Annotated in this window: 22 protein-coding genes and 1 pseudogene; 11 read left to right on the top strand and 12 right to left on the bottom strand. The window is 62.5% G+C overall.

Annotation, left to right across the window (positions count from 1 at the left end):
- Positions 1-45 precede the first annotated feature (45 nt).
- Positions 46-1920, bottom strand: a complete 1875-nt coding sequence (locus QA637_RS14175) for a M3 family oligoendopeptidase (RefSeq protein WP_153439355.1) — start codon at positions 1918-1920, stop codon at positions 46-48.
- Positions 1921-2107: 187 nt separating this feature from the next.
- Between QA637_RS14175 and QA637_RS14170 the strand changes: the two genes are divergently transcribed.
- Positions 2108-3652, top strand: a complete 1545-nt coding sequence (locus tag QA637_RS14170; protein ID WP_184108577.1) for a sigma-54-dependent transcriptional regulator — start codon at positions 2108-2110, stop codon at positions 3650-3652.
- A gap of 180 nt (positions 3653-3832) precedes the next feature.
- Positions 3833-5692, top strand: a complete 1860-nt coding sequence (locus QA637_RS14165) for a peptidoglycan L,D-endopeptidase MepK (RefSeq protein WP_153439353.1) — start codon at positions 3833-3835, stop codon at positions 5690-5692.
- Between the two features lie 77 nt (positions 5693-5769).
- Here the strand turns inward: QA637_RS14165 and QA637_RS14160 are convergent, their stop codons facing one another.
- The 3 genes from QA637_RS14160 to QA637_RS14150 form a co-directional block, all read right to left on the bottom strand.
- Positions 5770-6036 carry a DUF2312 domain-containing protein gene (locus QA637_RS14160; RefSeq protein ID WP_136508132.1) on the bottom strand — a complete coding sequence of 89 codons (267 nt, stop codon included), beginning with the start codon at positions 6034-6036 and terminating at the stop codon, positions 5770-5772.
- A 181-nt stretch (positions 6037-6217) separates the two neighbouring features.
- Positions 6218-6523 (bottom strand): DUF1244 domain-containing protein, encoded by a 306-nt coding sequence (locus QA637_RS14155; RefSeq protein WP_153439351.1) that lies wholly within the window; start codon positions 6521-6523, stop codon positions 6218-6220.
- Positions 6524-6639: 116 nt separating this feature from the next.
- Positions 6640-7434 (bottom strand): N-formylglutamate amidohydrolase, encoded by a 795-nt coding sequence (locus QA637_RS14150; RefSeq protein WP_153439349.1) that lies wholly within the window; start codon positions 7432-7434, stop codon positions 6640-6642.
- A 279-nt stretch (positions 7435-7713) separates the two neighbouring features.
- Between QA637_RS14150 and QA637_RS14145 the strand changes: the two are divergent.
- Positions 7714-8103 (top strand): annotated as a pseudogene (locus tag QA637_RS14145) (DUF1036 domain-containing protein); the annotation flags it as partial.
- On the top strand, positions 8103-9542 hold the full coding sequence (pyk, locus tag QA637_RS14140; protein WP_153439347.1) for a pyruvate kinase: 1440 nt from the start codon (positions 8103-8105) through the stop codon (positions 9540-9542). The pseudogene QA637_RS14145 and the gene pyk, both read left to right, overlap by 1 nt.
- Here pyk and QA637_RS14135 read toward each other — a convergent pair.
- The 6 genes from QA637_RS14135 to QA637_RS14110 all read right to left on the bottom strand — a co-directional run bounded on the left by QA637_RS14135 (position 9509) and on the right by QA637_RS14110 (position 13459).
- Entirely contained in the window at positions 9509-10558 is a 1050-nt protein-coding gene (locus QA637_RS14135) for an alpha/beta fold hydrolase (RefSeq protein WP_153439345.1), read from the bottom strand. The two genes, pyk and QA637_RS14135, sit on opposite strands and share 34 nt — an antisense overlap.
- 129 nt (positions 10559-10687) lie before the next feature.
- Positions 10688-11296 carry a hypothetical protein gene (locus tag QA637_RS14130; protein WP_153439343.1) on the bottom strand — a complete coding sequence of 203 codons (609 nt, stop codon included), beginning with the start codon at positions 11294-11296 and terminating at the stop codon, positions 10688-10690.
- Positions 11297-11393: 97 nt separating this feature from the next.
- Positions 11394-11519 (bottom strand): type B 50S ribosomal protein L36, encoded by a 126-nt coding sequence (ykgO, locus tag QA637_RS14125; RefSeq protein ID WP_119256688.1) that lies wholly within the window; start codon positions 11517-11519, stop codon positions 11394-11396.
- Positions 11520-11691: 172 nt separating this feature from the next.
- Positions 11692-12741, bottom strand: coding sequence for a 5-(carboxyamino)imidazole ribonucleotide synthase (locus tag QA637_RS14120; protein ID WP_283061877.1), 1050 nt, complete (start codon positions 12739-12741; stop codon positions 11692-11694).
- Positions 12738-13202, bottom strand: coding sequence for a 5-(carboxyamino)imidazole ribonucleotide mutase (purE, locus tag QA637_RS14115; protein WP_153439459.1), 465 nt, complete (start codon positions 13200-13202; stop codon positions 12738-12740). The genes QA637_RS14120 and purE overlap by 4 nt, the downstream gene beginning before the upstream one ends.
- Before the next feature lie 53 nt (positions 13203-13255).
- A complete protein-coding gene (locus QA637_RS14110; protein WP_012709331.1) occupies positions 13256-13459 on the bottom strand; it encodes a YdcH family protein in 204 nt (67 codons plus the stop codon).
- Between the two features lie 213 nt (positions 13460-13672).
- Here QA637_RS14110 and QA637_RS14105 point away from each other — a divergent pair, with 213 nt between their 5' ends.
- Positions 13673-13846, top strand: coding sequence for a YdcH family protein (locus QA637_RS14105; RefSeq protein WP_136508173.1), 174 nt, complete (start codon positions 13673-13675; stop codon positions 13844-13846).
- A 305-nt stretch (positions 13847-14151) separates the two neighbouring features.
- Here QA637_RS14105 and QA637_RS14100 read toward each other — a convergent pair whose 3' ends face one another.
- Together QA637_RS14100 and QA637_RS14095 are read right to left on the bottom strand one after the other, a co-directional pair.
- Positions 14152-14412 carry an ArsR/SmtB family transcription factor gene (locus tag QA637_RS14100; RefSeq protein WP_153436425.1) on the bottom strand — a complete coding sequence of 87 codons (261 nt, stop codon included), beginning with the start codon at positions 14410-14412 and terminating at the stop codon, positions 14152-14154.
- An 85-nt stretch (positions 14413-14497) separates the two neighbouring features.
- Positions 14498-15277 (bottom strand): sulfite exporter TauE/SafE family protein, encoded by a 780-nt coding sequence (locus QA637_RS14095; RefSeq protein ID WP_283061873.1) that lies wholly within the window; start codon positions 15275-15277, stop codon positions 14498-14500.
- A gap of 190 nt (positions 15278-15467) precedes the next feature.
- On the opposite strand from QA637_RS14095, the gene QA637_RS14090 reads away from it, so the two are divergent.
- From QA637_RS14090 to QA637_RS14065, 6 genes are all read left to right on the top strand, one after another.
- Positions 15468-16121 (top strand): thiamine phosphate synthase, encoded by a 654-nt coding sequence (locus QA637_RS14090; RefSeq protein ID WP_283061872.1) that lies wholly within the window; start codon positions 15468-15470, stop codon positions 16119-16121.
- Between the two features lie 9 nt (positions 16122-16130).
- Positions 16131-17297: a tetratricopeptide repeat protein gene (locus QA637_RS14085; RefSeq protein WP_283061870.1), complete on the top strand. Its 1167-nt coding sequence runs from the start codon at positions 16131-16133 to the stop codon at positions 17295-17297.
- Between the two features lie 282 nt (positions 17298-17579).
- The gene (locus QA637_RS14080) at positions 17580-18380 is read left to right on the top strand and encodes an inositol monophosphatase family protein (protein WP_153436421.1); all 801 of its coding nucleotides are present in this window, start codon (positions 17580-17582) and stop codon (positions 18378-18380) included.
- 239 nt (positions 18381-18619) lie between these two features.
- Positions 18620-19720, top strand: coding sequence for a MotA/TolQ/ExbB proton channel family protein (locus tag QA637_RS14075; protein WP_283061868.1), 1101 nt, complete (start codon positions 18620-18622; stop codon positions 19718-19720).
- 4 nt (positions 19721-19724) lie between these two features.
- Positions 19725-20756: a peptidoglycan -binding protein gene (locus QA637_RS14070; protein WP_153436419.1), complete on the top strand. Its 1032-nt coding sequence runs from the start codon at positions 19725-19727 to the stop codon at positions 20754-20756.
- 77 nt (positions 20757-20833) lie between these two features.
- Positions 20834-22483: an FAD-binding dehydrogenase gene (locus QA637_RS14065; protein ID WP_153436418.1), complete on the top strand. Its 1650-nt coding sequence runs from the start codon at positions 20834-20836 to the stop codon at positions 22481-22483.
- The last annotated feature ends 103 nt before the right edge of the window (positions 22484-22586 follow it).

Here is a 22586-nt window from a genome sequence, read left to right as displayed (position 1 = left end):
TCGTCGTCCGTTCAACATCAGCCGCTGGGGCATACGCCCGCCGGCTCAGGCTGCCTTATCAAGCGCCTCCAACTCGTCGATCAGCCCCTCAATCATCGACAGTCCCTGCGCCCAGAACGACGGATCGGTGGCATTGAGGCCGAAGGGCGCCAGCAGTTCGGAATGATGCTTGGTTCCACCGGCCTTCAGGAGCTCGAAATACTTCTCCTGGAAGCCCTTTTCGGCCTTTTGGTAGACGGCGTAGAGCGAGTTCACGAGGCAATCGCCGAAGGCGTAGGCATAGACATAGAAGGGCGAGTGGATGAAGTGCGGGATATAGGCCCAATAGGTCTCGTAGCCTTCGGAAATCCGGATCGCGGGACCGAGACTTTCCGTCTGAACCGAAAGCCACATGTCGCCGAGGTCGTCGGCGGTCAGTTCGCCGTCCTTGCGGGCAGTGTGGACCTTGCGCTCGAATTCGTAGAAGGCGATCTGACGCACGACCGTGTTGATCATATCCTCCACCTTCTGCGCGAGCATCGCCTTGCGCTCGCGCTTGTCCTTGGTCCGGTCGAGGAGCGCGCGGAAGGTCAGCATCTCGCCGAAGACGGAGGCGGTTTCGGCAAGCGTCAGCGGCGTCGAAGCCATCAGCGCACCCTGAGCGCCGGCGAGCACCTGATGCACGCCGTGGCCGAGCTCGTGGGCGAGCGTCATCACGTCCCGCGGCTTGCCCATATAGTTGACGAGCACGTAGGGATGGACGGAGGGAACCGTCGGATGGGCGAAGGCGCCAGGCGCCTTGCCGCGCCTGACGGGTGCGTCGATCCAGCGGTCATCGAAGAAGCGGCGGGCGATCGTCGCCATTTCCGGAGCGAAGGCGTGATAGGCCGAGAGCACCGTGTCCTTTGCCTCGTCCCAGGGAATGACGGCGTTGGGCGTCTCAGGGAGCGGAGCGTTGCGATCCCAGAAGTCCATCTGCTCCATGCCGAGCCATTTCGCCTTCATGGCGTAGTAGCGATGCGAGAGGCGCGGATAGGCTGCCTTCACCGCGGCGGCCAGCGCGTCCACCACCTCGCGTTCGACACGATTGGCGAGATGGCGGCTGTCGGCGATATCCGCGAAGCCGCGCCAGCGGTCGGAGATTTCCTTGTCCTTGGCAAGCGTATTGGTAACCAGCGTGAAGGTGCGGATGTTCGCCTTGAAGGTTTCGGCGAGCGCCATTGCCGCTTTCCTGCGCGTTTCCGCTGAGGGGTCCTGCAGGAGATTCAACGTAACCTCGAGCGGCAGTGCCTCGCCATCAACATTGAAGGTGAGTGCCGCGACTGTTTCGTCGAACAGCCTGTTGAAGGCTGCCGCGCCGGTCATCGACTTTTCGAGGAAAAGCTGCTCCAGCTTGTCTTCAAGCTGAAAGGGCTTGTCCTTGCGCAGGTCGAGGATCCAGGGCTTGTAGTGTGCCGCGAGGCTGTCCTTTGTCAGCGCCGCATCGATGATACCGTCATCGATGCGATTGAGCTCCAGCGAGAAGAACAGGAGATGTGCCGACATGTCGGTGAGCTTCGACTGGACGTCGCCGTAAAGCTTGCCGTTCGCCGGATTGGACGTGTCGGAGAAATAGGTGAGGCCCGCAAAGGAGGCGATCCGTCCCATCAACTCCTCGAGCGCCTCGAACTCCTTCACCGCCGCGCCGATCCCCTCGTCGCCGGTTTTGCCGGCGGCCTCCGTCAGCTTGCCTTTCCATTTGTTTTCGAAGGCGATCGCGTCGGCTTCCGCCTTCGCCATGTCGGCGCGGAATGCCTCCGACGTGGCGGAGGCGTAAAGATCTTCCAGCCGCCAGGACGGCAGGTCGCCGAGGTCGGCGGCAGCACCATGCGCCTGACCGGCCGTCGCACGAAGCGCGGATTGAGCAGCAGAAAAGGCGGGGTTTCGAGCGGATCGAGGCATCTTCGGATTTCCCGTGTTCGTGGCGGAAGCAGCAGGCGATATGGGCCCCATTGCTATCGCCGCCGATGGATAAAATGCAAGCTTTTCTCAAAACATGATGTTCAGCCCTTTATGGCACGAATAGCTGGCATGATTTGGCACATGAGGTTGGCCAAAGAGTACCGCGTGTCCTAAGCAGGAGGCTTTCGTGACATCACATATTCTTGTCATCGATGATGATCCGGTCCAGCGTCGGTTGCTGACGAACATGATCGAACGGCTGGGCCACGTCGCGCATCTCGCCGACAACGGGCGCAGTGGCCTCGAACTGCTGGTGCGCAAGGGCGGTATCATCGATGTCATCCTGCTCGACCTCCTGATGCCCGAGATGAACGGCCATGGCTTCCTCGAAGCGCTTGCCGAACGCGGCGTCGATACGCCCGTGATCGTCCAGACCGGGCAAGGCGGCATCGAAACGGTCGTCCATGCGATGCAGGCCGGTGCCTTCGACTTCCTCGTCAAGCCGGTGTCGCCGGAGCGGCTCGCGGTCGCGATCGGCAATGCGCTGAAAATGGCGCACCGCGATGGCAAGGTGAAGACGTCGCGCCGGTCGCGCGGGGGCGCGGTCGGGTTTGCCGACATCGTTTCGGCGAGCCCGGCGATGATCCGGGTCATCGATCTTGCCCGCCGTGCCGCGCAGTCCAATATTCCGATCGTGCTTGAAGGCGAATCCGGCGTCGGCAAGGAGATGGTGGCGCGCGCGATCCAATCGGCGAGCGACCGGGCCGGCAAGCCGTTCGTCACCGTCAATTGCGGCGCGATACCGCACAATCTCGTCGAAAGCATCCTGTTCGGCCACGAGAAGGGCGCCTTCACCGGCGCAACCGAAAAGCACACCGGCAAATTCGTCGACGCGGATGGGGGGACGCTCTTCCTCGACGAGATCGGCGATCTACCGCTTGACGTTCAGGTCAAGCTCCTGCGCGCCGTTCAGCAGGGCGAGATAGAGACTGTCGGCGCACGTCATCCGCAGAAGGTCAACGTCCGGCTGATCTCGGCCACCAACAAGGACCTCATCAACGAGGTGCGCGAAGGGCGGTTCCGGGAAGATCTTTATTATCGCCTCAATGTCTTCCCGATCACCATTCCGGCCCTGCGCCGGCGCAAGGAAGACATTCCGGTGCTGGTGCGCGCCTTCGTCGAGCGCTTTGCCGCCGAGCAGAGGCTCAACCAGCCGCTGACCGTGTCGAACGGTGCAATGGCGCTGCTGACGGCCTACGATTGGCCGGGCAATATCCGCCAGCTCGAGAACGCCATTTTCCGCGCGGTGGTGCTTGCGGAGGGCAACGAGCTCACGGTCAAGGATTTTCCGCAGATCGCGACCCAGATCCCCGGCTACGTCGTCGCGGACCGTTCCGGCTTCTCCTGGGGCGAGGCCGGGCCGGAACGTGCTCCGATGGTTGGCGAATACGCTTCCGGCGCGCGTGCCGATTTGAAGGTTGCGGAGCAACCGGCCTCCCGGGAGGCTGCAACGGACAACCGCCTGGAGAACGCCATCGCCAGCGTCGATGAGGGTGGCGATGTACGCAAGCTGGCCGAGGTCGAGGAGGAACTGATTCGTTTTGCCTTGAAGTTCTACCGTGGGCAGATGAGCCAAGTCGCGCGAAAACTCGGTATCGGACGCTCGACGCTCTATCGAAAACTCAAGGATTACGGCATCGACCCCGACGATCCGCTGCGTGAGGCCGCATAATTTCGACGCATTCCCAACTCATTGCCCGCACAATTGCGTCACCGCCGTTTAGACCTTGTTAGTCAACTGTTCACTATATTATAAGGGGCGGTGACTACTGTGGCATAATTGCCATGCTGTCACCTTATTTGACAGTCAAGTGAGACAGCGAAGCACGGTTGTCCGGCAGGCGGGGATTGAATGCCAAATTTGTTCGGTTTGAAGAAGCCACTCGGCTTCTTGGCGCGCAGAGTCTGCTCGGCGATTGCCCGCAAGGGACCACAAGTTCTTGCCTCGATCGCATTGGCATCGTCCCTCGTCACACCCGGCATGGCACCTCCCGTCGAAGCGGCCGGCCAGACCCGGACCTTGAAGCTTTATTTCATTCATACCAAGGAAAAGGCGCAGATCACCTTCAAGCGCAACGGCCGCTACGATTCGAGGGGATTGCAGGAGATAAACCGTTTCCTGCGCGACTGGCGGCGCAACGAGCCAACCAGGATGGATCCGCGGCTTCTTGATCTCGTCTGGGAGGTCTACCAAAGGAGCGGTTCGCGCGACTATATTCACGTCGTTTCCGCTTATCGCTCTCCGGCCACCAACAGCATGCTTCGGTCCCGCTCCAAGGGTGTCGCCAAGAAGAGCCAGCACATGCTCGGCAAGGCGATGGACTTCTACCTGCCCGACGTGAAGCTCAAGACACTCCGCGAAATCGGCATGAAGTTCCAGGTGGGTGGCGTCGGCTATTATCCGACCTCCGGCTCTCCCTTCGTCCATATGGACGTCGGCGGCGTGCGCGCCTGGCCGCGCATGACCCGCAACGAGCTCGCTCGTCTCTTCCCGGACGGCAAGACCATGCACGTGCCGTCTGACGGCAAGCCGTTGCCGGGCTATCAGCAGGCGGTCGCAGATTACAAGCGGCGCGTCGGCGCGACGGCTATCGAGGTTGCCGGCGGCGGCGCCAAGGGACCGGGCGACGCTGCCAGTGGCAAGCGTAGCGGCAATCTCTTCGCCATGCTCTTCGGCGGTGGCGGCGACGAGGATGAAGAACCAGAAGCAATCGCGGCCGGCGCGGCTGACGACGGCGAGGGCGAGGCTCCGGCCACGGCTCAGACCGCATCTGCTCCGGCTGGGCAGGAAGCGCTTCCGGGTGTCGCAGGCTCGGTCGCCGGCCAGACCTCGGAGGAACAGCAGAACATCAACGCACCGGTTCCGACCGTTCGCCCGGCCTTCAAGGATGCGCCGGCCAATGGCGGCGTCGCGGTCGCACTCGTCGCGCCTGCGCAAAACAACGCCCAGGAGGCGTTGGCCGCGGCCATGCAGCAGACGCCGGCCGTGCCATCGGAATTTGCGGATCTCAGCACGTTGAAGGTGCCGGTTCCGCAGATGCTCGACCGCCGTGATATGAACGAGATGATTGCCAACGGAACGCTGGTGGCGTCCACTGATGCCGCAACAGGGGATGCTCAGGCGCTCGGTTTCGTGCCGGTCCCGGCGATGCGCCCAGCCGGAGAGGCTGCGCTTGCGGCCGTTGCCGAGGCAGAGGTTGCCATCCCGGCTTTCGCGGATCGTCCGGTCGTCGCCTCCGCCGAGGCGCCGCGTGACACGGCTGCCCAGGCGGAGACGCGTGTGGCGCTTGCGGCGCCGACGACGGAACCTGAACCAGCCGCTCAGCCGATCGAAATGGCAGCCTATGCGCCCCGGTCGGACACGAGCTCGAAGGAATTGATCTTCGACAGCGCCTTCGACACTGAGGGCGAGGTATCGGCAAAGGGCAGCCGGCCGAAGAAGCAGGATGCCGAGGCGGCCAGCCGCTCGTCTGTCCGCACCGAGCCGAAGCTCACGCAGAAGATCATTTCGGAATGGGCGCTCTCGACCGGTCGCGTCGCCACTCTTTCGAAGCCGGTCAAGGCGCCGCGCTTTGTCAGCAAGACGCTTCGTGCCGCGCCGACGACGGTCTATGCTGCCGGCTTCACGAGTGGTGTACGCACTGTCGATACGGCACGCTTCAGTGGCAACGCAGTGAACTTCATGGAAGTAAAGAAGTTCAGCACCAACTGATCGCCACTATACTCGAGAAAACGGAAAAACCCGCCGACGCGTCGGCGGGTTTTTCGTTGGGGATCCGTCAGAGGAGCTTATGCGGCGTCTTCGGCTGCCGGAACCATGCCCAGCGCCTGCAGGTAGGTGTCGAGGATTGCTTCCTGTTCCATGCGCTCGTCATGATCCTGCTTGCGGATGGAAATGACCTTGCGCAGGATCTTGGTATCGAAGCCCATTGCCTTGGCCTCGCCGTAGACATCCTTGATATCGTCCGCGATAGTCTTCTTTTCCTCTTCCAGCCGTTCGATCCGTTCGATGAAAGCACGAAGCTGGTCGCGTGCGACGCCGTGAGCATCCGACATGGTCTTCTCCTTTTATGGGGAATTGAATTTCGTGGGTGCTGTGACCTGCCGCGAACAGCCGCCGAGGTCAAGGGCGATTGCGCAACAACGGCGCTATTTCCCGGAGCAGGATCCCCGAAAAAGGGCGATGCGACCTTACATTGCCATCGCGTTTCCCGCGCGAGCGGCATCGCGAGGATTGCTATTCTTTCGGGCGGTTGCGCTCGAAGGCGGCCTTCTGCTCGGCGGATGCGTCCGACTGGTGCCGCGCACGCCATTCGTCATACGGCATGCCGTAGATGATCTCGCGCGATTCCTCCTTGCTCATCTCTATGCCGGAGGCCTCGGCAGCCTCGCGATACCAGTTGGAAAGACAATTGCGGCAGAAGCCGGCAAGGTTCATCAGGTCGATATTCTGGACGTCGCTGCGTTCGCGCAGATGCGCAACGAGCCGCCGGAAGGCCGCGGCTTCGAGGGCGGTCTGCTGGTCCTGGCTGAGTTCTGTCATGATGGTCTCCTCCTGCAGCGCCCGCGCCGGATGAGAGGCGCAAAGGATGCTGCAGCACTTTGAATTGCTGCCGGGTCTTGTTCTTAAATAGGTGCGGTCCAAGGAAACATGCAGGGTTAGTCGTCGTAAGCACCCGTCCGCGAGGGGTGGCGCTGATAGTCATGCAGCGTCGGCAGGCCGTTGAGTTCCGCAAGGAGGGGGGCGAGGCGCCGGGCCCAGGCAGCGACGCCGGCCGTGTCGGCGATCAGGTCCTGGCGGATCTCGATCAGCGCATGGGCGATACCCGGCGCCATGCAATGGCGATACATGGTGTCGCCGCGCAGTGCCCCGTCATAGGGCTCGTTGTTACCGACGACGATATCGCCCGCCGCTTCGAGCCGTTCGATCAACGGAAACACAGCACGCGGATCGTTATCCCAGAGCACCGCGGCATGCCACGGCCGGGCGATACCCTTCCACGACGGCGTGAAGGAATGAAGCGAGATGACCAGCGGCGCCTTGCCGCCTGCCGCCGCAGCTTGCGCGATCGTTTGGGAAACGGCGCGGTGATAGGGGCGATGGAAGCGGTTGAGCCTGTTCTCCCATTCCTCGTCGGTAATCGGGTGATTGCCCGGGATGATCGCGCCGTCGGAGATCTTCATGATCAGCGTCGGATCGTCCTCGCCGCGGTTCGGATCGATCAACAGCCGCGAGAAGCAACCGAGCACGGCCGGCGCATTGAGTGCCGAGGCCAGTTCCCGCGTGAGCGGCTCGACGCCGATGTCATAGGCGATGTGCCGGGTGAAGGCACTGTCGGGAAGGCCAAGCTTGCCGTATTCCGGCGGCAGACGATTCATGGCGTGGTCGGCCAAAAGAACGAGACCATTCGCTGAATTGCCTTCAATGATCTCGTAAGGGGAATAGTGCTGCATGCCGCTCCTGCTTGATCTGCCAACGCCGGTCCGTGATCGCACGCGCAACGGCCATTCGCAAGAAAAAGGCGAAACTCTTGTGCCTTTTGTCACCAGAATGCCAATTGTAATCGATTAGTGTTGCGTTGACTTTCGGGGCTGGGCATCGCAAGAAAGTGCCACGCAAATCAAAACGGAGTTCCGTTGGAAGCCGTGTCTAGATATCCTTTTTCCAAAGCGAAACCGGGCCTGGGAACGTTCTGGGCTACCCTCCTGTTTTTAACGGCAATCTCTGGTTCGTTTCTCTTCGCTGACGAGGCGCGTGCCGACTTTCGTGTCTGCAATGGCACGCAAACCCTGGTAGGTGTGGCCATCGGCTACCGCGCCAAGGAGGGCTGGGTGACGGAAGGCTGGTGGCAGGTGCCGGCAACGACCTGCGCGACGCTGATCGAGGGCGAACTTCAATCCAGATATTATTATCTCTACGCGGAAGATGCGGCTCGTGGCGGCCGCTGGACCGGCGAGGTCAACATGTGCGTCGCCGAGAACGAATTCAAGATCACCGGCGTGCAGGACTGCTTCGCGCGCGGTTTCCAGCGCATGGGATTCAAGGAATACGACACGGGGCGGCAGGGCAGCTGGATGGTTCAGCTTTCCGACACGCCCGGCACGCAGGAAAGCCAGAATTGATGAAGCGGAACAGAAAAGTCAAAATCCTCGCCACGCTCGGACCGGCGTCGTCCGACGAGCAGATGATCCAGAGGCTGCATGAGGCGGGAGCCGATCTGTTCCGTATCAACATGAGCCATGCGAGCCATGACGTCATGCGCTCGCTGATCGAGAAGATCCGTAGTGTCGAAGCCCGTTGCGGCCGACCGATCGGCATTCTGGCCGATCTGCAGGGTCCCAAGCTGCGCGTCGGCAAGTTTGCCGAGGGCAAGGTCGAGCTCAAAATCGGGCAGACTTTCACGCTCGACAACAAGGAGACCCCCGGCGACAACACCCGCGTCTACCTTCCCCATCCGGAAATCCTCGAGGCGGTGAAGCCCGGCGATCGCCTGCTGATCGACGATGGCAAGCTGCACCTCAGGGCCGAGAAGACGGACGGCAAGAGCATCGTCACGACCGTTGTCTCCGGCACGAGGATATCGGACCGCAAGGGCGTGAGCCTGCCCGACACGCTGCTTGGCGTCGGCGCGCTGACCGAGAAGGACCGCGTCGACCTCGACGCCGTTCTGGCGACAGGGCAGGTCGACTGGGTGGCGCTCTCCTTCATCCAGCGGCCGGAAGATCTTGCCGAGGTCCGCAAGGTTGCCCGCGGCCGTGTCGGCCTGATGTCGAAGATCGAAAAGCCACAGGCGATCGAGCGCATCGACGAGATCATCGAGCTTTCGGACGCGCTGATGGTGGCGCGCGGCGATCTCGGCGTCGAGATGCCGCTTGAATCCGTCCCTGGCCTGCAGAAGCAACTGACGCGTGCCTGTCGGCGTGCCGGCAAGCCGGTGGTCGTCGCCACCCAGATGCTGGAGTCGATGATTTCCTCGCCGGTTCCGACGCGCGCGGAAGTGTCCGACGTGGCCACGGCTGTGTTCGAAGGCGCCGACGCCGTAATGCTTTCGGCCGAATCCGCCTCCGGCGAGTATCCGGTCGAGGCGGTTTCGACCATGGCCTCGATCGCGAGCAACGTCGAGCGCGATCCGCATTATCCGGGCATTATCTATGCGCAGCGCACGCCGCCCGAGGCGACCGGCGCCGACGCTATTTCTCTCGCCGCTCACCAGATCGCCGAGACGCTGAAGCTCGCGGCGATCGTCACCTACACGTCGTCCGGCGCAACGGGCCTGCGCGCTGCACGTGAGCGGCCGCAGGTGCCGGTCATCGCGCTTTCGCCGATCGTCGAGACCGCAAGACGCCTTTCGGTCGTCTGGGGCCTGCACTGCGTGGTCACCGAGGATGCGAAAGATCTCGATGACATGGTCAACCGCGCCTGCCGCATCGTCGCGGCGGAGGGTTTTGGAAAGCCGGGCGACCGCATCATCATCTCCGCCGGTGTCCCGCTCGGAACGCCGGGTGCCACCAATATGCTGCGCATCGCCTATATCGGCTCGGATGGGCTTACCGGCGTATAGGACTTCTCCGGCATTGAAGCGTCCTTGACCGCGAGGCGGGCTCCGGCCCGCCGTGCGGCCTCCTGGAGGTCGCACGGTTTGCCCGCCAGTTTCTCGATCGCGGCAACGACGACTTCGGTCACCACGTAATCCGGTTTGTGGCCGAGATTGGCGATCCACAACAGCTCCGATCCGACAATGTCGCGCGCAAGGCCGCGCGCATGGATATCGGCTAGGACAATGGCGTCGCTGTCGCCGGTGATGATGACCGTCGGTGCCGCGATCTCGGCATAGCGCGGAGAGACACGCGTCACATAGGCGTGCAGGTTGGCAACGTCGATCGCATTGTTGAGAAAGGTTGCCGGCCGCAGCACCAGATGCGGAGCGGTCTTGCCGATGTAATCCAGCGGGCGCTCATTGGGGGAGAAGATCGAGCGTGTCGCGCTGTCGATGCGCCGGAGGCCGAGCGGGGTGGCGACCGTATGGGCGAAGAGCCAGCCGAGGCAAGGCAGCTTCGCCAAGGTGAAGTACCAGTCGATTCCGCCGGGCCAGGGATGCGTCGCCGGTGCGAGAAGCACGACACCCGCGGTTCGTTCCGGGTGATGGAGCGCAAAGCTTGCGGCAATTGCAGCGCCGAAGGAGTGGCCGACGACGATGGCGCGATCGATGCCGCGCCTTTCCATCAGTCTGGCGATCGCCTCTGCCTGGCCGTCTGGCCAGCCATTGAAGGATCCGCCGCGCTCCGAGTAACCGTGGCCCGGCCGGTCGACGAAAAGCAGCTCCGCCCGGCCTTCGAGCGCCGGCCTGAAGGCATGCATCTGATCGAGCAGGTTCCCGCCGGCACCGTGGATGAAGACGATCGGCGGCAGATCGGGGCTTCCGGGCGCGGAGACCTGGACGCAGTTCATACGGAAGCCGCCGACATCGACAAGGTCGCCCAGGTTGGGGAAGCGGGCGGATATGCGTCGTGCCTGCCAGACACTGTAGCCGATGCTGGCGATCGTTAGGATGGCGAGAAGCAGCAACGCCGCGAGCATGATCGGACTGGTCTTCCCCAATTTGCGCTTGAGAAGGGTGCAGGCTCTACCGCATGTGCCTCCGGAAGCAATCCTGGCAGGCTTCCGCCGTCGGCGTCGCTTCGGCGAAGCTGCCCCTGTCGCACCAGCTCAGGTCCGGCTGCCCGCCAGCTTCTCCGCCAGCTCGCCAAGCTGCTCCTGCGCCTTTCTATCCGATGGATAGATATCGAGGAACTGTTCCCAGGCGCGCATGGCCAGCTCGTCCTTGCCGGCGGCACCGAGCATGGTGGCCATGCCTGCAATGGCGCCGAAATGCCGTGGTTCGATCGCGAGCACGCGATTTATGTCGGACATTGACTTGCGGTAGTTGCCCATTTGATAGTGCAAGGTGGCGCGGCGGTTCCAGCCTTCCACGTAGTTAGGAGCAAGCGCGATCACCTGATCGAGGATGTCGAGCGCAACGGGTTTCTTGTCGTCGGCGATTGCCTTGTCGGCCCATTGCATCAGGAGGTTCACGGTGGCGCTGCCGGAATCCTGCCATTCCAGCCGGATGCGGTCGGCGAGTTGCCGCGCCTTCGCCTCGTCGCGTTCCTTCTTCAGGTCGGCGAACAGGGAATCAAGACGCTGTTTCGGTGTGGTGAGGGTTGCCGTTTCCGTTTGCGGCGCTGGCTCCGCCGCCCGGAGCGGATTGCCGGTTGAGACGGTGAGGACGGCAAGCGATGCCAGAATCAAGGTCACAAAAATACGCATGGCGGACATCGTAGCCCGCCATGGAACAAGATCAAATCAAATATGGGGGATCACCAGGAGCGAACCGCCAATCCGGCAGGGCAACCCGATCGCTGCCCCGGGTACGTCAGCCCTGACGTGCCTTGAAGCGCGGGTTCTGCTTGTTGATGATGTAGACGCGGCCTTTGCGACGAACCAGACGGTTTTCGCGGTGACGGGCCTTCAGCGACTTGAGCGAATTCTTGATCTTCATTTTCCTGATCCGCAGGTTTCGGGGAACGAAAATTCGCCCGGTAATCTCTAACAATCAAAAGCGCGCCATTCAGCGCGCTCCAAGTAGGCAGGCACATACCGTGTCGCCCCTATTGTGTCAACCGCACGACTGGGGTTTTCCTTCCGCACAGTGCAAATCTGTGGGCGTTCTCTCAGCGCAGGCGGGTGAAATGGCCCATCTTGCGGCCGACGCGCGCCTCCGCCTTGCCGTAGAGATGAACGAGCACGTTGCGTTCGGCAAGCAAGCCAGGGACCTCGGCAATATCGTCGCCGATAAGATTCTGCATCACGCAGTCCGAATGGCGTGAGGGGTCGCCCAGCGGCAGGCCGGCAATGGCGCGGATATGCTGCTCGAACTGCGAGACGACGCAGGCCGCTTCCGTCCAGTGGCCGGAATTGTGGACGCGCGGCGCGATCTCGTTGGCGACGACGCTGCCATCGGCCAGCACGAAGAACTCGACTCCGATCACGCCGACATAGCCGAGCGCGTCGAGTATGGCAGTTGCCGCTGCCCGTGCGGCGTCTGCCGTCGCGGAGCCCACGGACGCTGGCACGGTCGAGGTGTGGAGGATGCCGTTCCGATGCACGTTCTCTGCCGGATCGAAACAGGCGCTCGTGCCGTCAGGGCTGCGCGCAGCGATGATCGAGATCTCGCGCTCGAACGGTACGAAGCTTTCCAGGATGAGGGGGACCTGGCCGAGGGCCGCGAAGGCGCCGGCGGGGTCGTCCGCAGTCGAGCGGAACACGCGCTGGCCCTTGCCGTCATAGCCGAGCCGCCGGGTCTTGAGCACGCCTGCGCCGCCGAAGTCGGCGAGTGCCAGTTCAAGATCCACCTGGCTGTCGACGGCGTGGAAGCGCGCAGTGGCAATGCCGCAGTCATTGATGAACCGCTTTTCCACGAGCCGGTCCTGCGCCACTTCCAGCGCCTTCGGCGGGGGGAAAACCGGGCGCGAGGCCGCCAATCTTATGGCTGCTGAGACCGGTACGTTTTCGAACTCATAGGTGATGAGATCGGAGACCGCGGCGAGTTCGTCAAGCCCGTGCGCGTCGTCGTAAGGCGCAACGATCTGGGCATTGGCGACCTGGGCGGCGGGACAGTCCGGCTGCGGTTCGAGAATGACGGTGCGGTAATTCAGGCGGGCAGCCGCCATCGCCAGCATGCGGCCGAGCTGGCCGCCGCCAATAATGCCGATGGTCTTCATGCCTGGTCCACCGGGTACTCGGCTACCGAGACGGTCTGCTGTTCGCGCCAGTCGTCGAGGCGGTCGGCGAGATCGTCGTCGCCAAGGGCGAGGACGGCGGCGGCGAGCAGCGCCGCATTAATAGCCCCCGCCTTTCCGATCGCCAGCGTGCCGACGGGAATGCCGGCCGGCATCTGCACGATCGAAAGCAGGCTGTCCTGACCGGAAAGCGCCTTCGACTGCACCGGCACGCCGAAGACCGGCAGCGGTGTCATCGATGCGCACATGCCCGGCAGGTGCGCGGCGCCGCCGGCGCCGGCGATGATCACCTTGAAGCCCTCGTCACGTGCGCCCTTGGCGAAGCTCACCAGCCGGTCCGGCGTGCGGTGAGCCGAAACGATGCGGGCCTCGTAGGCGATGTCGAGCGCTTCGAGCGTGTCGGCGGCGTTCTTCATCGTCTCCCAGTCCGACTGGCTTCCCATGATGATGGCGACGGGCGGGGTGGTCGTGTCTGTCACGTCTGTCTTGATCCGTTTCAGGCGATGATATCGGGGATGATCTGGTCTTCGATCTTGCTGATCTTGTCCTTGATGGCCAGCTTCTTCTTCTTCATGCGCTGAATGCGCAAGGCGTCGCAGCCGGTCTCGATCATGGCGTTGATGGCGACGTCGTAGTCTTCATGTTCCTGCCTCAGGCGCGCGATGGTCAGTCTGAGTTCGGCCTGGTCCTGGTCCGGCATGCAAAACGATCCCCATAAGCCCGATCGCATTCGAACTGCGATCCGGAATTTTCATGCGCCGCTCTACCACATCTTGGGCGGTAACGGGAAGTTATCCGACGTCATCATTTCGCCTTCGACAAATGAAAAATGGCGTGGCAGAGTAGTAAGGTTACCACCATGGAACATCCGGCATTTACCTGCCGGATGCAAGCAAAAGGAAGGGACTGCCAAATGACCATTGAGGCTCATCTTGCAACGCTTGAGAAAAAACATGGCGCCCTGGAACAGGAGCTCCACGCTGCTCTCAACTCACCGTCCTGCGAGGACGAGTTGATTAGCGAACTCAAGCGGCGGAAGCTGCGCATCAAGGACGAAATCGAAAGACTCCGTTCCTCGACACACTAATTCTGAACGGTATTTCGGGAGGCGTTGTCTCCTTTCCCAGCGACAACGCAACAAGGTCAAGAATCCATTCCCATCACGGAGTACACGGAACACTCGACCGGGCCCGACGCCCGGTCTATTTCTGTCGGGCGTTCAGTTCCGAACCTTCCTCCTTATGCATGTCGTTATCCCAAAACCGCTGCGCATTTTTGGGGGCCATGCACTATAGCGCCGTGCGTCCTTTAGGACGCACAAAGGACGCTGTAACTCTTTGATTCCACGCATCGTGCTTTCCGAAAATCGGGTCCGATTTTCGGGCCGATGCGCTAGGACCAAAACTGGTCGAGCCACAGGTTCAGCTTGTCGAAGCCCGGCTTGTGGATCGCATAGATCCGCCGCGTTCCGCTCGATGAAACCGACACGAGATTGCAGTCGAGCAGCGCCTTCAGGTGCTGCGACACTGCCGGGCGGCTAATCGGCAGGCCTTCGGCCAGTTCGTTCACGGTTTTCGGTGCGCGCCTGAGTTCCTCCAGCAGGTAGCGCCGGTTCGGATCCGCGATGGCATCGAATGGGTCCGCAATGGTCATGGGCAGACGTTAAGCGAATTCTCCATAAGCGGCAAGAAAATTGTGCGGTGCGGTATGTGGTTGCTTCGCAGCATTTCCGGACGCCTCAGCCGCCCGACACGAGGCTGGTAAGACCGTCCCAGACAAGTCTTGATCCGGCGATAAAGGCCATCGTGTACATGAACGGATAGAAAATCTGCGGCTTCATCCGCCGGACGATCCAGGCGCCGCAGGCCGTCGCCACCATCGCCAGCGGGAAAAGCGTGGCCGATGTCTTCAGGTTGCTGATATCGAGCTGGCCGAGGGCGAAATATGGAATGAGTTTCACCGCATTGAGGATCGCGAAGAAGCGCACGATGGTGCCTGTATACTCACGCGGTGCGAGCTTCAGCGGCAATGCATAGATCTGAAAAGGTGGGCCGCCGGCATGGGCGACGAAGCTGCCGTAACCGGCAAGGGAGCCCCAGAGCGCGGCGGGGCCGGCGCGCTGTTTCTTGGGGCTGATCGGGGCGCCACTGCGACTGCGCCAGACGGTATAGACATAGCGCAGCACGAAGACGACCGTGATGAGGCCGATGATCAGCCTCAAGGCGTCGCGCGGCACATAGGCGGAGGTCGCCCAGCCGATGGCGATGCCGGCGATCGCGCCGGGCAGCAGCATCGTGAGGGTTTTCCGGTCGCCATGTTTGCGCCAGATCCACAAGGAGACGATATCCATGGCAATGAGGATCGGCAGCAGCAGCGCGGCCGCCTGGACAGGCGATACCGCCATCGACAGGATCGGAACCCCCATCAACGAAAGCGCTTCGCCCATGCCGCCCTTGCTAAGGCCTACGAGCAGGACTGCGGGGATGGCGACGAGATAGAAGTCGAAATCGGGAAGCATGGGTGGCGGTTGATCCTTTTGTCATCTCCGTCTATCGGTTTTCCCGAACGAAATCGAGTGGCGGCTTCGCTCCTACAGCGCCGCGCGCCCAATCGGACGCGCCAAGATCGCTGTAGCACTTTGAAGTGCTGCATGATTTTGTCCTTAAAAGGAATCATGCAATGAGCGGGTGCCGCCAGGAACGGATACTATGAGCAATGTAGAAAACCGCTGCCGCCTTGTGCTGGTCGTGCCGGACATGCCGGATCTCGCACAGCGTTCGAAGGTGCTTGCCGGCGCTTTGCGGGGAGGCGACGTGGCTTCCGTCATCCTGCCGCAATACGGCCTCAGCGACGCCGAATTCCAGCAGCACGCCGAGCTCTTGGTGCCGGTGATCCAGAAGGCGGGGGCTGCGGCGCTGATCGAAGGTGACACGCGCGTCGCGGGACGTGCCAAGGCGGATGGCCTGCATATCGTTGGGGGCGCCGATGTCCTCGGCGATGCGATCGAAAAGCACACGCCGAAGCTGATCGTTGGCGGCGGCAATGCTTCCGACCGCCACCATGCGCTCGAAATCGGCGAACTCAGGCCGGATTACATCTTCTTCGGTCGCACCGACGGTGATATCAAGCCGGAGCCGCATCCGAAAAATCTGGCACTTGCCGAATGGTGGGCGTCGATGATCGAAATCCCCTGTGTCGTCATGGGCGGCACGGACCCGCAATCGGTGCTCGCGGTTGCCGAAACGGGGGCCGAATTCGTGGCACTTCGCCTCGCCGTCTTTGGCGAGCCGGAGCGGGCGCCGGCGGTCGTCGCGGCCGTCAACGCGCTGCTTGACGAAAAAGCGCCACGGTTTGAAGATTAAGACGGTCCGATGTTGAGCCGCTTGTCGTCGAAGCCTGGCCGGGCTGCAGTCCTCTTTATGGCCGTCGCACTTGCGGCGGTGCCGACTCGCGCGCAGCAGCCGGCGACGGGCGTGCCGGCGGAGGATGGAGTCGCGGACGAGGGGACTGTGCCAAAGCGCGGCCGGATCACACCCTTCAACGGGGCGATCGTGCCGGAAGGGGCGGCTCCGCAGCAGAAGCCCGAGACAGGCGCGGCAAAAAAAGCGAAGGCCGGAGACGGCAGCACGCCTTCGGAGGGCGTCAATGTCTTCGATCGCATGGGCGCGCAATTGCCGGCGCTCCCGGCAGAAAAGCCGTTCACCGGAAAAGTGGACGATGCCTATGGCGCCTTCCAGCGCGGCTATTATCTGACGGCAATGGATCTTGCGCTGCCGCGGGCGCAGCTCGGCGATCCCGCTGCCCAGACGCTGGTTGCATCGATCCTCGAACAGGGTCTTGGCGTTGCGCGCAACGCCAAGGAGGCGGCCTTCTGGTACGGACAGGCTGCCAATAACGGCGATCCGGCCGCCATGTTCAAATATGCCCTGATCCTGGTGGAGGGGCGCTACGTCAAGCGCGACAGGAAGAAATCCGAAGAGCTTATGAAGAAGGCGGCCGATCTCGGCAATGCCTCGGCCCAGTTCAATTACGGGCAAACGCTGGTTGCCGACATGCCGGGCGAGAAGGGCCTTAAGGCGGCGATGCCCTATTACGAGAAATCCGCCGAGCAGGGCATCGCCGATGCGCAATACGCTCTCTCGCAGATTTACATCAATGTCGACGGCATAGAGGAGAACAAGCGCGCGCGTGCCCGCGAATGGCTGCTGCGCGCCGCCCGCGCCGGCTTTGATACCGCGCAGCTCGACATCGCCATCTGGTTCGTCGAAGGGATCGCCGGCGACCGCAACCTCGAAGAAGGGTTTGCCTGGATGAAGCGCGCGGCGGAAGGCGGCAATGTCGTCGCGCAGAACCGGCTGTCGCATCTTTATGTCAATGCGATCGGCACGCGCCCGGATCCGGTCGAGGCGGCAAAGTGGTATGTGCTGTCGCGTCGCGCCGGCCTCAAGGACGATGCGCTCGAGGACTTCTATCTCGGCCTCAACGAAACGCAGCAGAAGTCGGCGCTCGCGGCTGCGAACAAGTTCCGTTCCTCGTGAGGCAGGTCTCCGCCAAGGCGGTTGTCACTGGCGTCGATGGCTGCAGCAATGCTATTTCGCTTGAACTTCTGCGGCTTTTGTGGTCTTGAAGCCGCGGTTTTGTCCGCGGCTTGCTCATTTCCTAATTCAGCCCGGCGGACGGAGTGACTTCACTCGGTTTTTTGACGACGAAACCCGCAGCTTCGCTCGCGCCGTGCGCGACATCGTGCGGGATACGTCAGACAGGTTCAATGTCCGGCTCGAGATGGCTCGGCCGGCCTTCGCTATCATAAGGATCGCCACATGGCCCGTTCTGCCCTTCTCAATGTCATGGTCCAGGCCGCCTTCAAGGCCGGCAAGTCGCTGGCGCGCGATTTCGGCGAAGTGCAGAACCTCCAGGTCTCGCTGAAGGGACCGAGCGACTATGTTTCCCAGGCCGACCGCAAGGCCGAACGGATCATCCGGGAAGAGCTGTTGAAGGCGAGGCCGACCTATGGCTTCCTCGGCGAAGAAGGCGAGGAAATCAAGGGGACCGACGGCGCGCATCGCTGGATCGTCGACCCGCTCGACGGCACCACCAACTTCCTGCACGGCATCCCGCATTTTGCCGTTTCGATCGGGCTTGAGCGTCAGGGCGAAATCGTCGCTGCCGTCGTCTTCAATCCGGCAACGGATGAACTCTACACCGCAGAGAAGGGCGGTGGTGCCTTCCTCAACGATCGCCGGCTGCGCGTCGGCGCTCGCAAGAACCTTTCGGACGCCGTCATTGCCACCGGGACACCGCATCTCGGTCGCGGCAATCACGGCAAATATCTGATCGAACTTCGCCATGTCATGGGCGAAGTCGCCGGCATCCGGCGTTTCGGATCTGCCGCGCTCGATCTCGCCTACGTGGCCGCAGGCCGCTATGACGGCTATTGGGAGCGGGACCTTGCCGCGTGGGATATTGCGGCCGGCATCCTGCTCATCCGCGAAGCCGGCGGCTGGGCAACCGATGTCGACGGCGGCAGCAAGCCGCTCGAGGACGGCTCGGTCGTTTGCGGCAACGAATACATCGCCAAGGCGCTGCGTGACGTGATCCATCGCCCGGTTCCGGCGAAGTAGCCAACGGCCCTCTCCCGAGCCTTGCAGTCTCAGGTGCGTTATGCGTCGGGGGCATTCGTTTTCCCTTCAATTTGGCGCAAAGTTCCACTAGTCTCCGGGCCAGCGGTGCCGTGCTGCTGCCGACGATGCAAATTCTCGAATCGCTTTCGAGAAATGCTTCGGTAATTCAAAGTGTTGCGGCACCCTTGCGTGTCTGAGGGCGCGCGGCGCTGGAGTGAACCCGGGAGTCTGGCTAACCTATGACGAAACTCAATCTGTCCGGATGGAACGGTCGGGAGAGCGTGGAAGAGAACTATAATCCGCACAAGCTTTCGAGCCCCATGCCCTATTTCTGGACGATGGTCCTTTTCCTGATCATCGTTGGTTTCGTCGCCGCCATTCTCTTCAGGCAGGCCCGTGAAGCCTTCGCCGGCAATCCAGGCCTCAATGGGCTCATTCTCGGCGTCCTGCTCATCGGCATCCTGCTCGCCTTCAATCACGTCCTGGGCCTGAGGCCGGAGGTCCGCTGGTTCAACTCCTTTCGTGCCGCCGGAAGCGCCGACAAGGTCGGACGCGACCCGGTCCTGCTCGCGCCGATGCGGTCACTGATCGGCGGTCGCCAGACGACCGCGATTTCCACAATCGCGTTGCGCTCGATTCTCGATTCCATTGCCACGCGTCTCGATGAGTCGCGCGACATAACCCGCTATCTCGCCGGCCTTCTGGTCTTCCTCGGCCTGCTCGGGACCTTTTGGGGCCTGCTCGGCACGATCGGTTCGATCAACACGGTGATCCAGTCCCTGGACGCCGGTACCGGCAGCACGGAAGATTTGCTGAGCTCCCTGAAGAACGGCCTGTCCGCGCCGCTCACGGGCATGGGAACGGCCTTTTCCGCTTCGCTCTTCGGGCTTTCCGGATCGCTGATCGTGGGGTTTCTCGATCTGCAGGCCGGCCGCGCCCAGAACCGCTTTTACACGGAACTCGAAAACTGGCTTTCCTCGGTGACCGACGTCGGTTCGGGAATCTCCTCGCCGATCAGCATTGCCGCGGAGCCGCCCATCGAAGAGCTGCGCCGGCTGGCCGATCAGCTCACGCGGCTCAATCAGGAGGGTGGTGCAAATCAGCGCACGACGGCCGCAATGGCCTCATTGGCCGAGGGCATCCAGGGGCTCGTCAAGAATATGCGCGGCGAGCAGCAGATGCTCAGAGACTGGATCGAAGCGCAGCAGGAGGAAGCGAAGGCGATGCGCAAGACGCTCGACAAGCTGACGTCGCGGATCGGCCAAGCCGAGAGGATCGCGGTGCATGGCGACAAATCGATTGCGCAGTTCCGCCGCGTAGACGAGAGCGGAGGCGACTGAGCCCATGGCCCTCGCCCGCAAAGGTCGCAGTCACCGAACGATTGATTATTGGCCGGGCTTCGTCGACGCGCTGTCGACGTTGCTGATGGCGATCATGTTTCTCTTGAGCGTCTTCGTGATGGCGCAGTTCCTGCTCGGACGGGAAATCAGCGGCAAGGACGAGGTGCTGAACCGCCTGAACAGCCAGATCAACGAACTGACGCAGCTTTTGGCATTGGAAAAGAGTGGCAAACAGGATCTCGAGGATTCACTTGCCAACCTCCAGGCCTCGCTTGCCCAGTCCGAGGGGGAGCGCTCGCGGCTGCAGGCGTTGCTCAATCAGGGCGCCGGCAGCGCTGAAGCGGCGAACCAGAAGATCGGCCGACTCGGATCGGAGCTTGCATCCGAGAAGGAGGTCAGCGCCCGCGCAATGAGCCAGATCGAGCTTCTCAATCAGCAGATTGCCGCGCTGCGCAGCCAGATCGCCGCCATTGAAGGCGCCCTTCAAGCGTCGGAGGCAAAGGATCAGGCATCCCAGGCCAAGATCGCGGATCTCGGCCGCCGCCTGAATGTCGCGCTTGCTCAGCGGGTGCAGGAGCTTAACCGGTACCGGTCCGACTTTTTCGGTCGCCTGCGGGAAATCCTTTCCGACCGCGAAAACATCCGCATCGTCGGCGACCGCTTCGTCTTCCAGTCGGAAGTGCTCTTCCCATCGGGCAGCAGCGACCTCAATCCGGAGGGCCAGGCGGAGATGGCGAAACTCGCCACGGCGCTTCTTGATCTCGCGAAAGAAATCCCCGCCGAGATCAACTGGGTCCTGCGCGTCGATGGCCATACCGACAATGTGCAACTGTCGGGATCCGGCCGTTTTGCCGACAACTGGGAACTGTCGTCCGCCCGCGCGACATCGGTGGTGAAGTTTCTGATGTCCAGGGGCGTGCCTGCGGACCGGCTGGTGGCTGCGGGGTTCGGCGAATTTCAGCCCATTGCCGAGGGTGACAATCCTGAAGCTCGGGCACAAAACCGGCGCATCGAGCTGAAGCTGACCGAGAAATAGCGGCGGGCCCGAGCCCTTGAATTGACCTTGACGTCTGCGTAACAGTTACGTCGAGGGATGCGGGGAGGGCGCCTTTCATGGATTGTGATGTCCTGGTCATCGGCGCGGGCCTTGCTGGACTCGTGGCGGCGTCCGAAGCTGCGGCCGGTGGCCGCAAGGTGATCGTTCTCGACCAGGAGGGGGAGCAGAATCTCGGTGGCCAGGCTTTCTGGTCGCTCGGAGGACTGTTCTTCATCGACAGTCCCGAGCAGCGGCGCATGGGGATTCGCGATTGCCGCGAACTCGCGCGCCAGGACTGGATGGGCTCGTCGCAATTCGACCGGCCGGAAGATCACTGGCCGCGGCTCTGGGCTGACGCCTATCTCGACTTCGCCGCCGGCGAGAAGCGCTCCTGGCTCCATTCGCTTGGGCTTCGCTGGTTTCCGGTGGTCGGCTGGGCCGAACGCGGGGGCGGGCTTGCCCACGGCCATGGCAATTCGGTCCCGCGCTTTCACGTGACTTGGGGCACCGGCCCCGCCGTTCTCGAACCCTTTGTCCGACTGGCCCGGCAAGCGGAAAGCCGCGGCCTGCTGCGGTTCCGCTTCCGCCATCGGGTGGACGAGTTGGTGACGACCGATGGTGTGGTGACGGGCGCCCGCGGGACGATCCTCAAGGCGGATCCGGTGGCGCGGGGCGAGCGCAGCGCCCGAGACGTCGTCGGCGACTTCGAGATCTCGGCAGGAGCGGTCATCGTGAGTTCCGGAGGCATCGGCGGCAATCATGAGCTTGTACGCCGAAACTGGCCGCGCAAGCGCCTCGGGCAACCTCCGGCGACCATGGTAAGTGGCGTACCGCATCACGTCGACGGCCGTATGCTCGAAATTGCAGCCCGAGCGCGCGGCTCCGTCATCAACGCCGACCGCATGTGGCACTACACCGAGGGCCTCAGGAATTTCGCCCCGATCTGGCCGGATCACGGCATTCGCATTCTCCCGGGGCCGTCCTCGTTCTGGTGCGATGCCGACGGCAACCGCTTTGCAGCACCGGCGATGCCGGGTTTCGACACGCTCGGCACTCTGGAGGCGATCCGGCGCAGCGGACACGACTACAGCTGGTTCATCCTGACGAGAGCGATCATCAAGAAGGAATTCGCCCTTTCCGGATCGGAGCAGAATCCCGATCTCACCGGCAAGAGCGTCGCACTTCTCCTGAAGCGGCTTGGCAAAAATCCGCCCGGCCCGGTACAGGCCTTCATGGACAAGGGCGAGGACTTCGTCGTCCGCGACCGGCTGGAGGATCTCGTCGAGGGGATGAACCGGCTTTCCGGCGAGAACCGGCTTTCGGCTCCACATCTCAGGGCGCAGATAGAGGCGCGCGACCGTGAGATCGCCAACCCTTTCTCCAAGGACGCCCAGGTGACCGCTATCCGCGGAGCGCGGGCCTATCGCGGCGACCGGTTGCTGCGAACCGCAAGGCCCCACCGTCTTCTTGATCCGAAGGCCGGACCGCTGATCGCCGTTCGGCTGCACATCCTGACGCGCAAGACACTTGGAGGACTTCAGACCAACCTCTCCGGCCAAGTGCTGGAGCTTTCCGGCGAGCCGGTGCCGGGGCTCTTCGCCGCAGGCGAAGTGGCGGGCTTCGGCGGTGGCGGCATGCATGGCTACAACGCGCTTGAGGGGACCTTTCTCGGCGGTTGTATCTTTTCTGGCCTCGCCGCGGGGCGGAATGCGGCTAAGGAAGTTTGAGCCCGTGATTGCCCCTCTCCTTGGGTTTAGCCCGAGGACTAACCCTCTCCCCGCAAGTGGGGCGAGGGGACTGCATGATTTCATGCAGCCATTCAAATTGTTA

The organism is Sinorhizobium terangae (assembly GCF_029714365.1).
GTDB lineage: Bacteria > Pseudomonadota > Alphaproteobacteria > Rhizobiales > Rhizobiaceae > Sinorhizobium > Sinorhizobium terangae.
The sequence above is the reverse complement of the archived record's forward strand: the minus strand, read 5'-3'. Positions and strand labels throughout refer to the sequence as shown.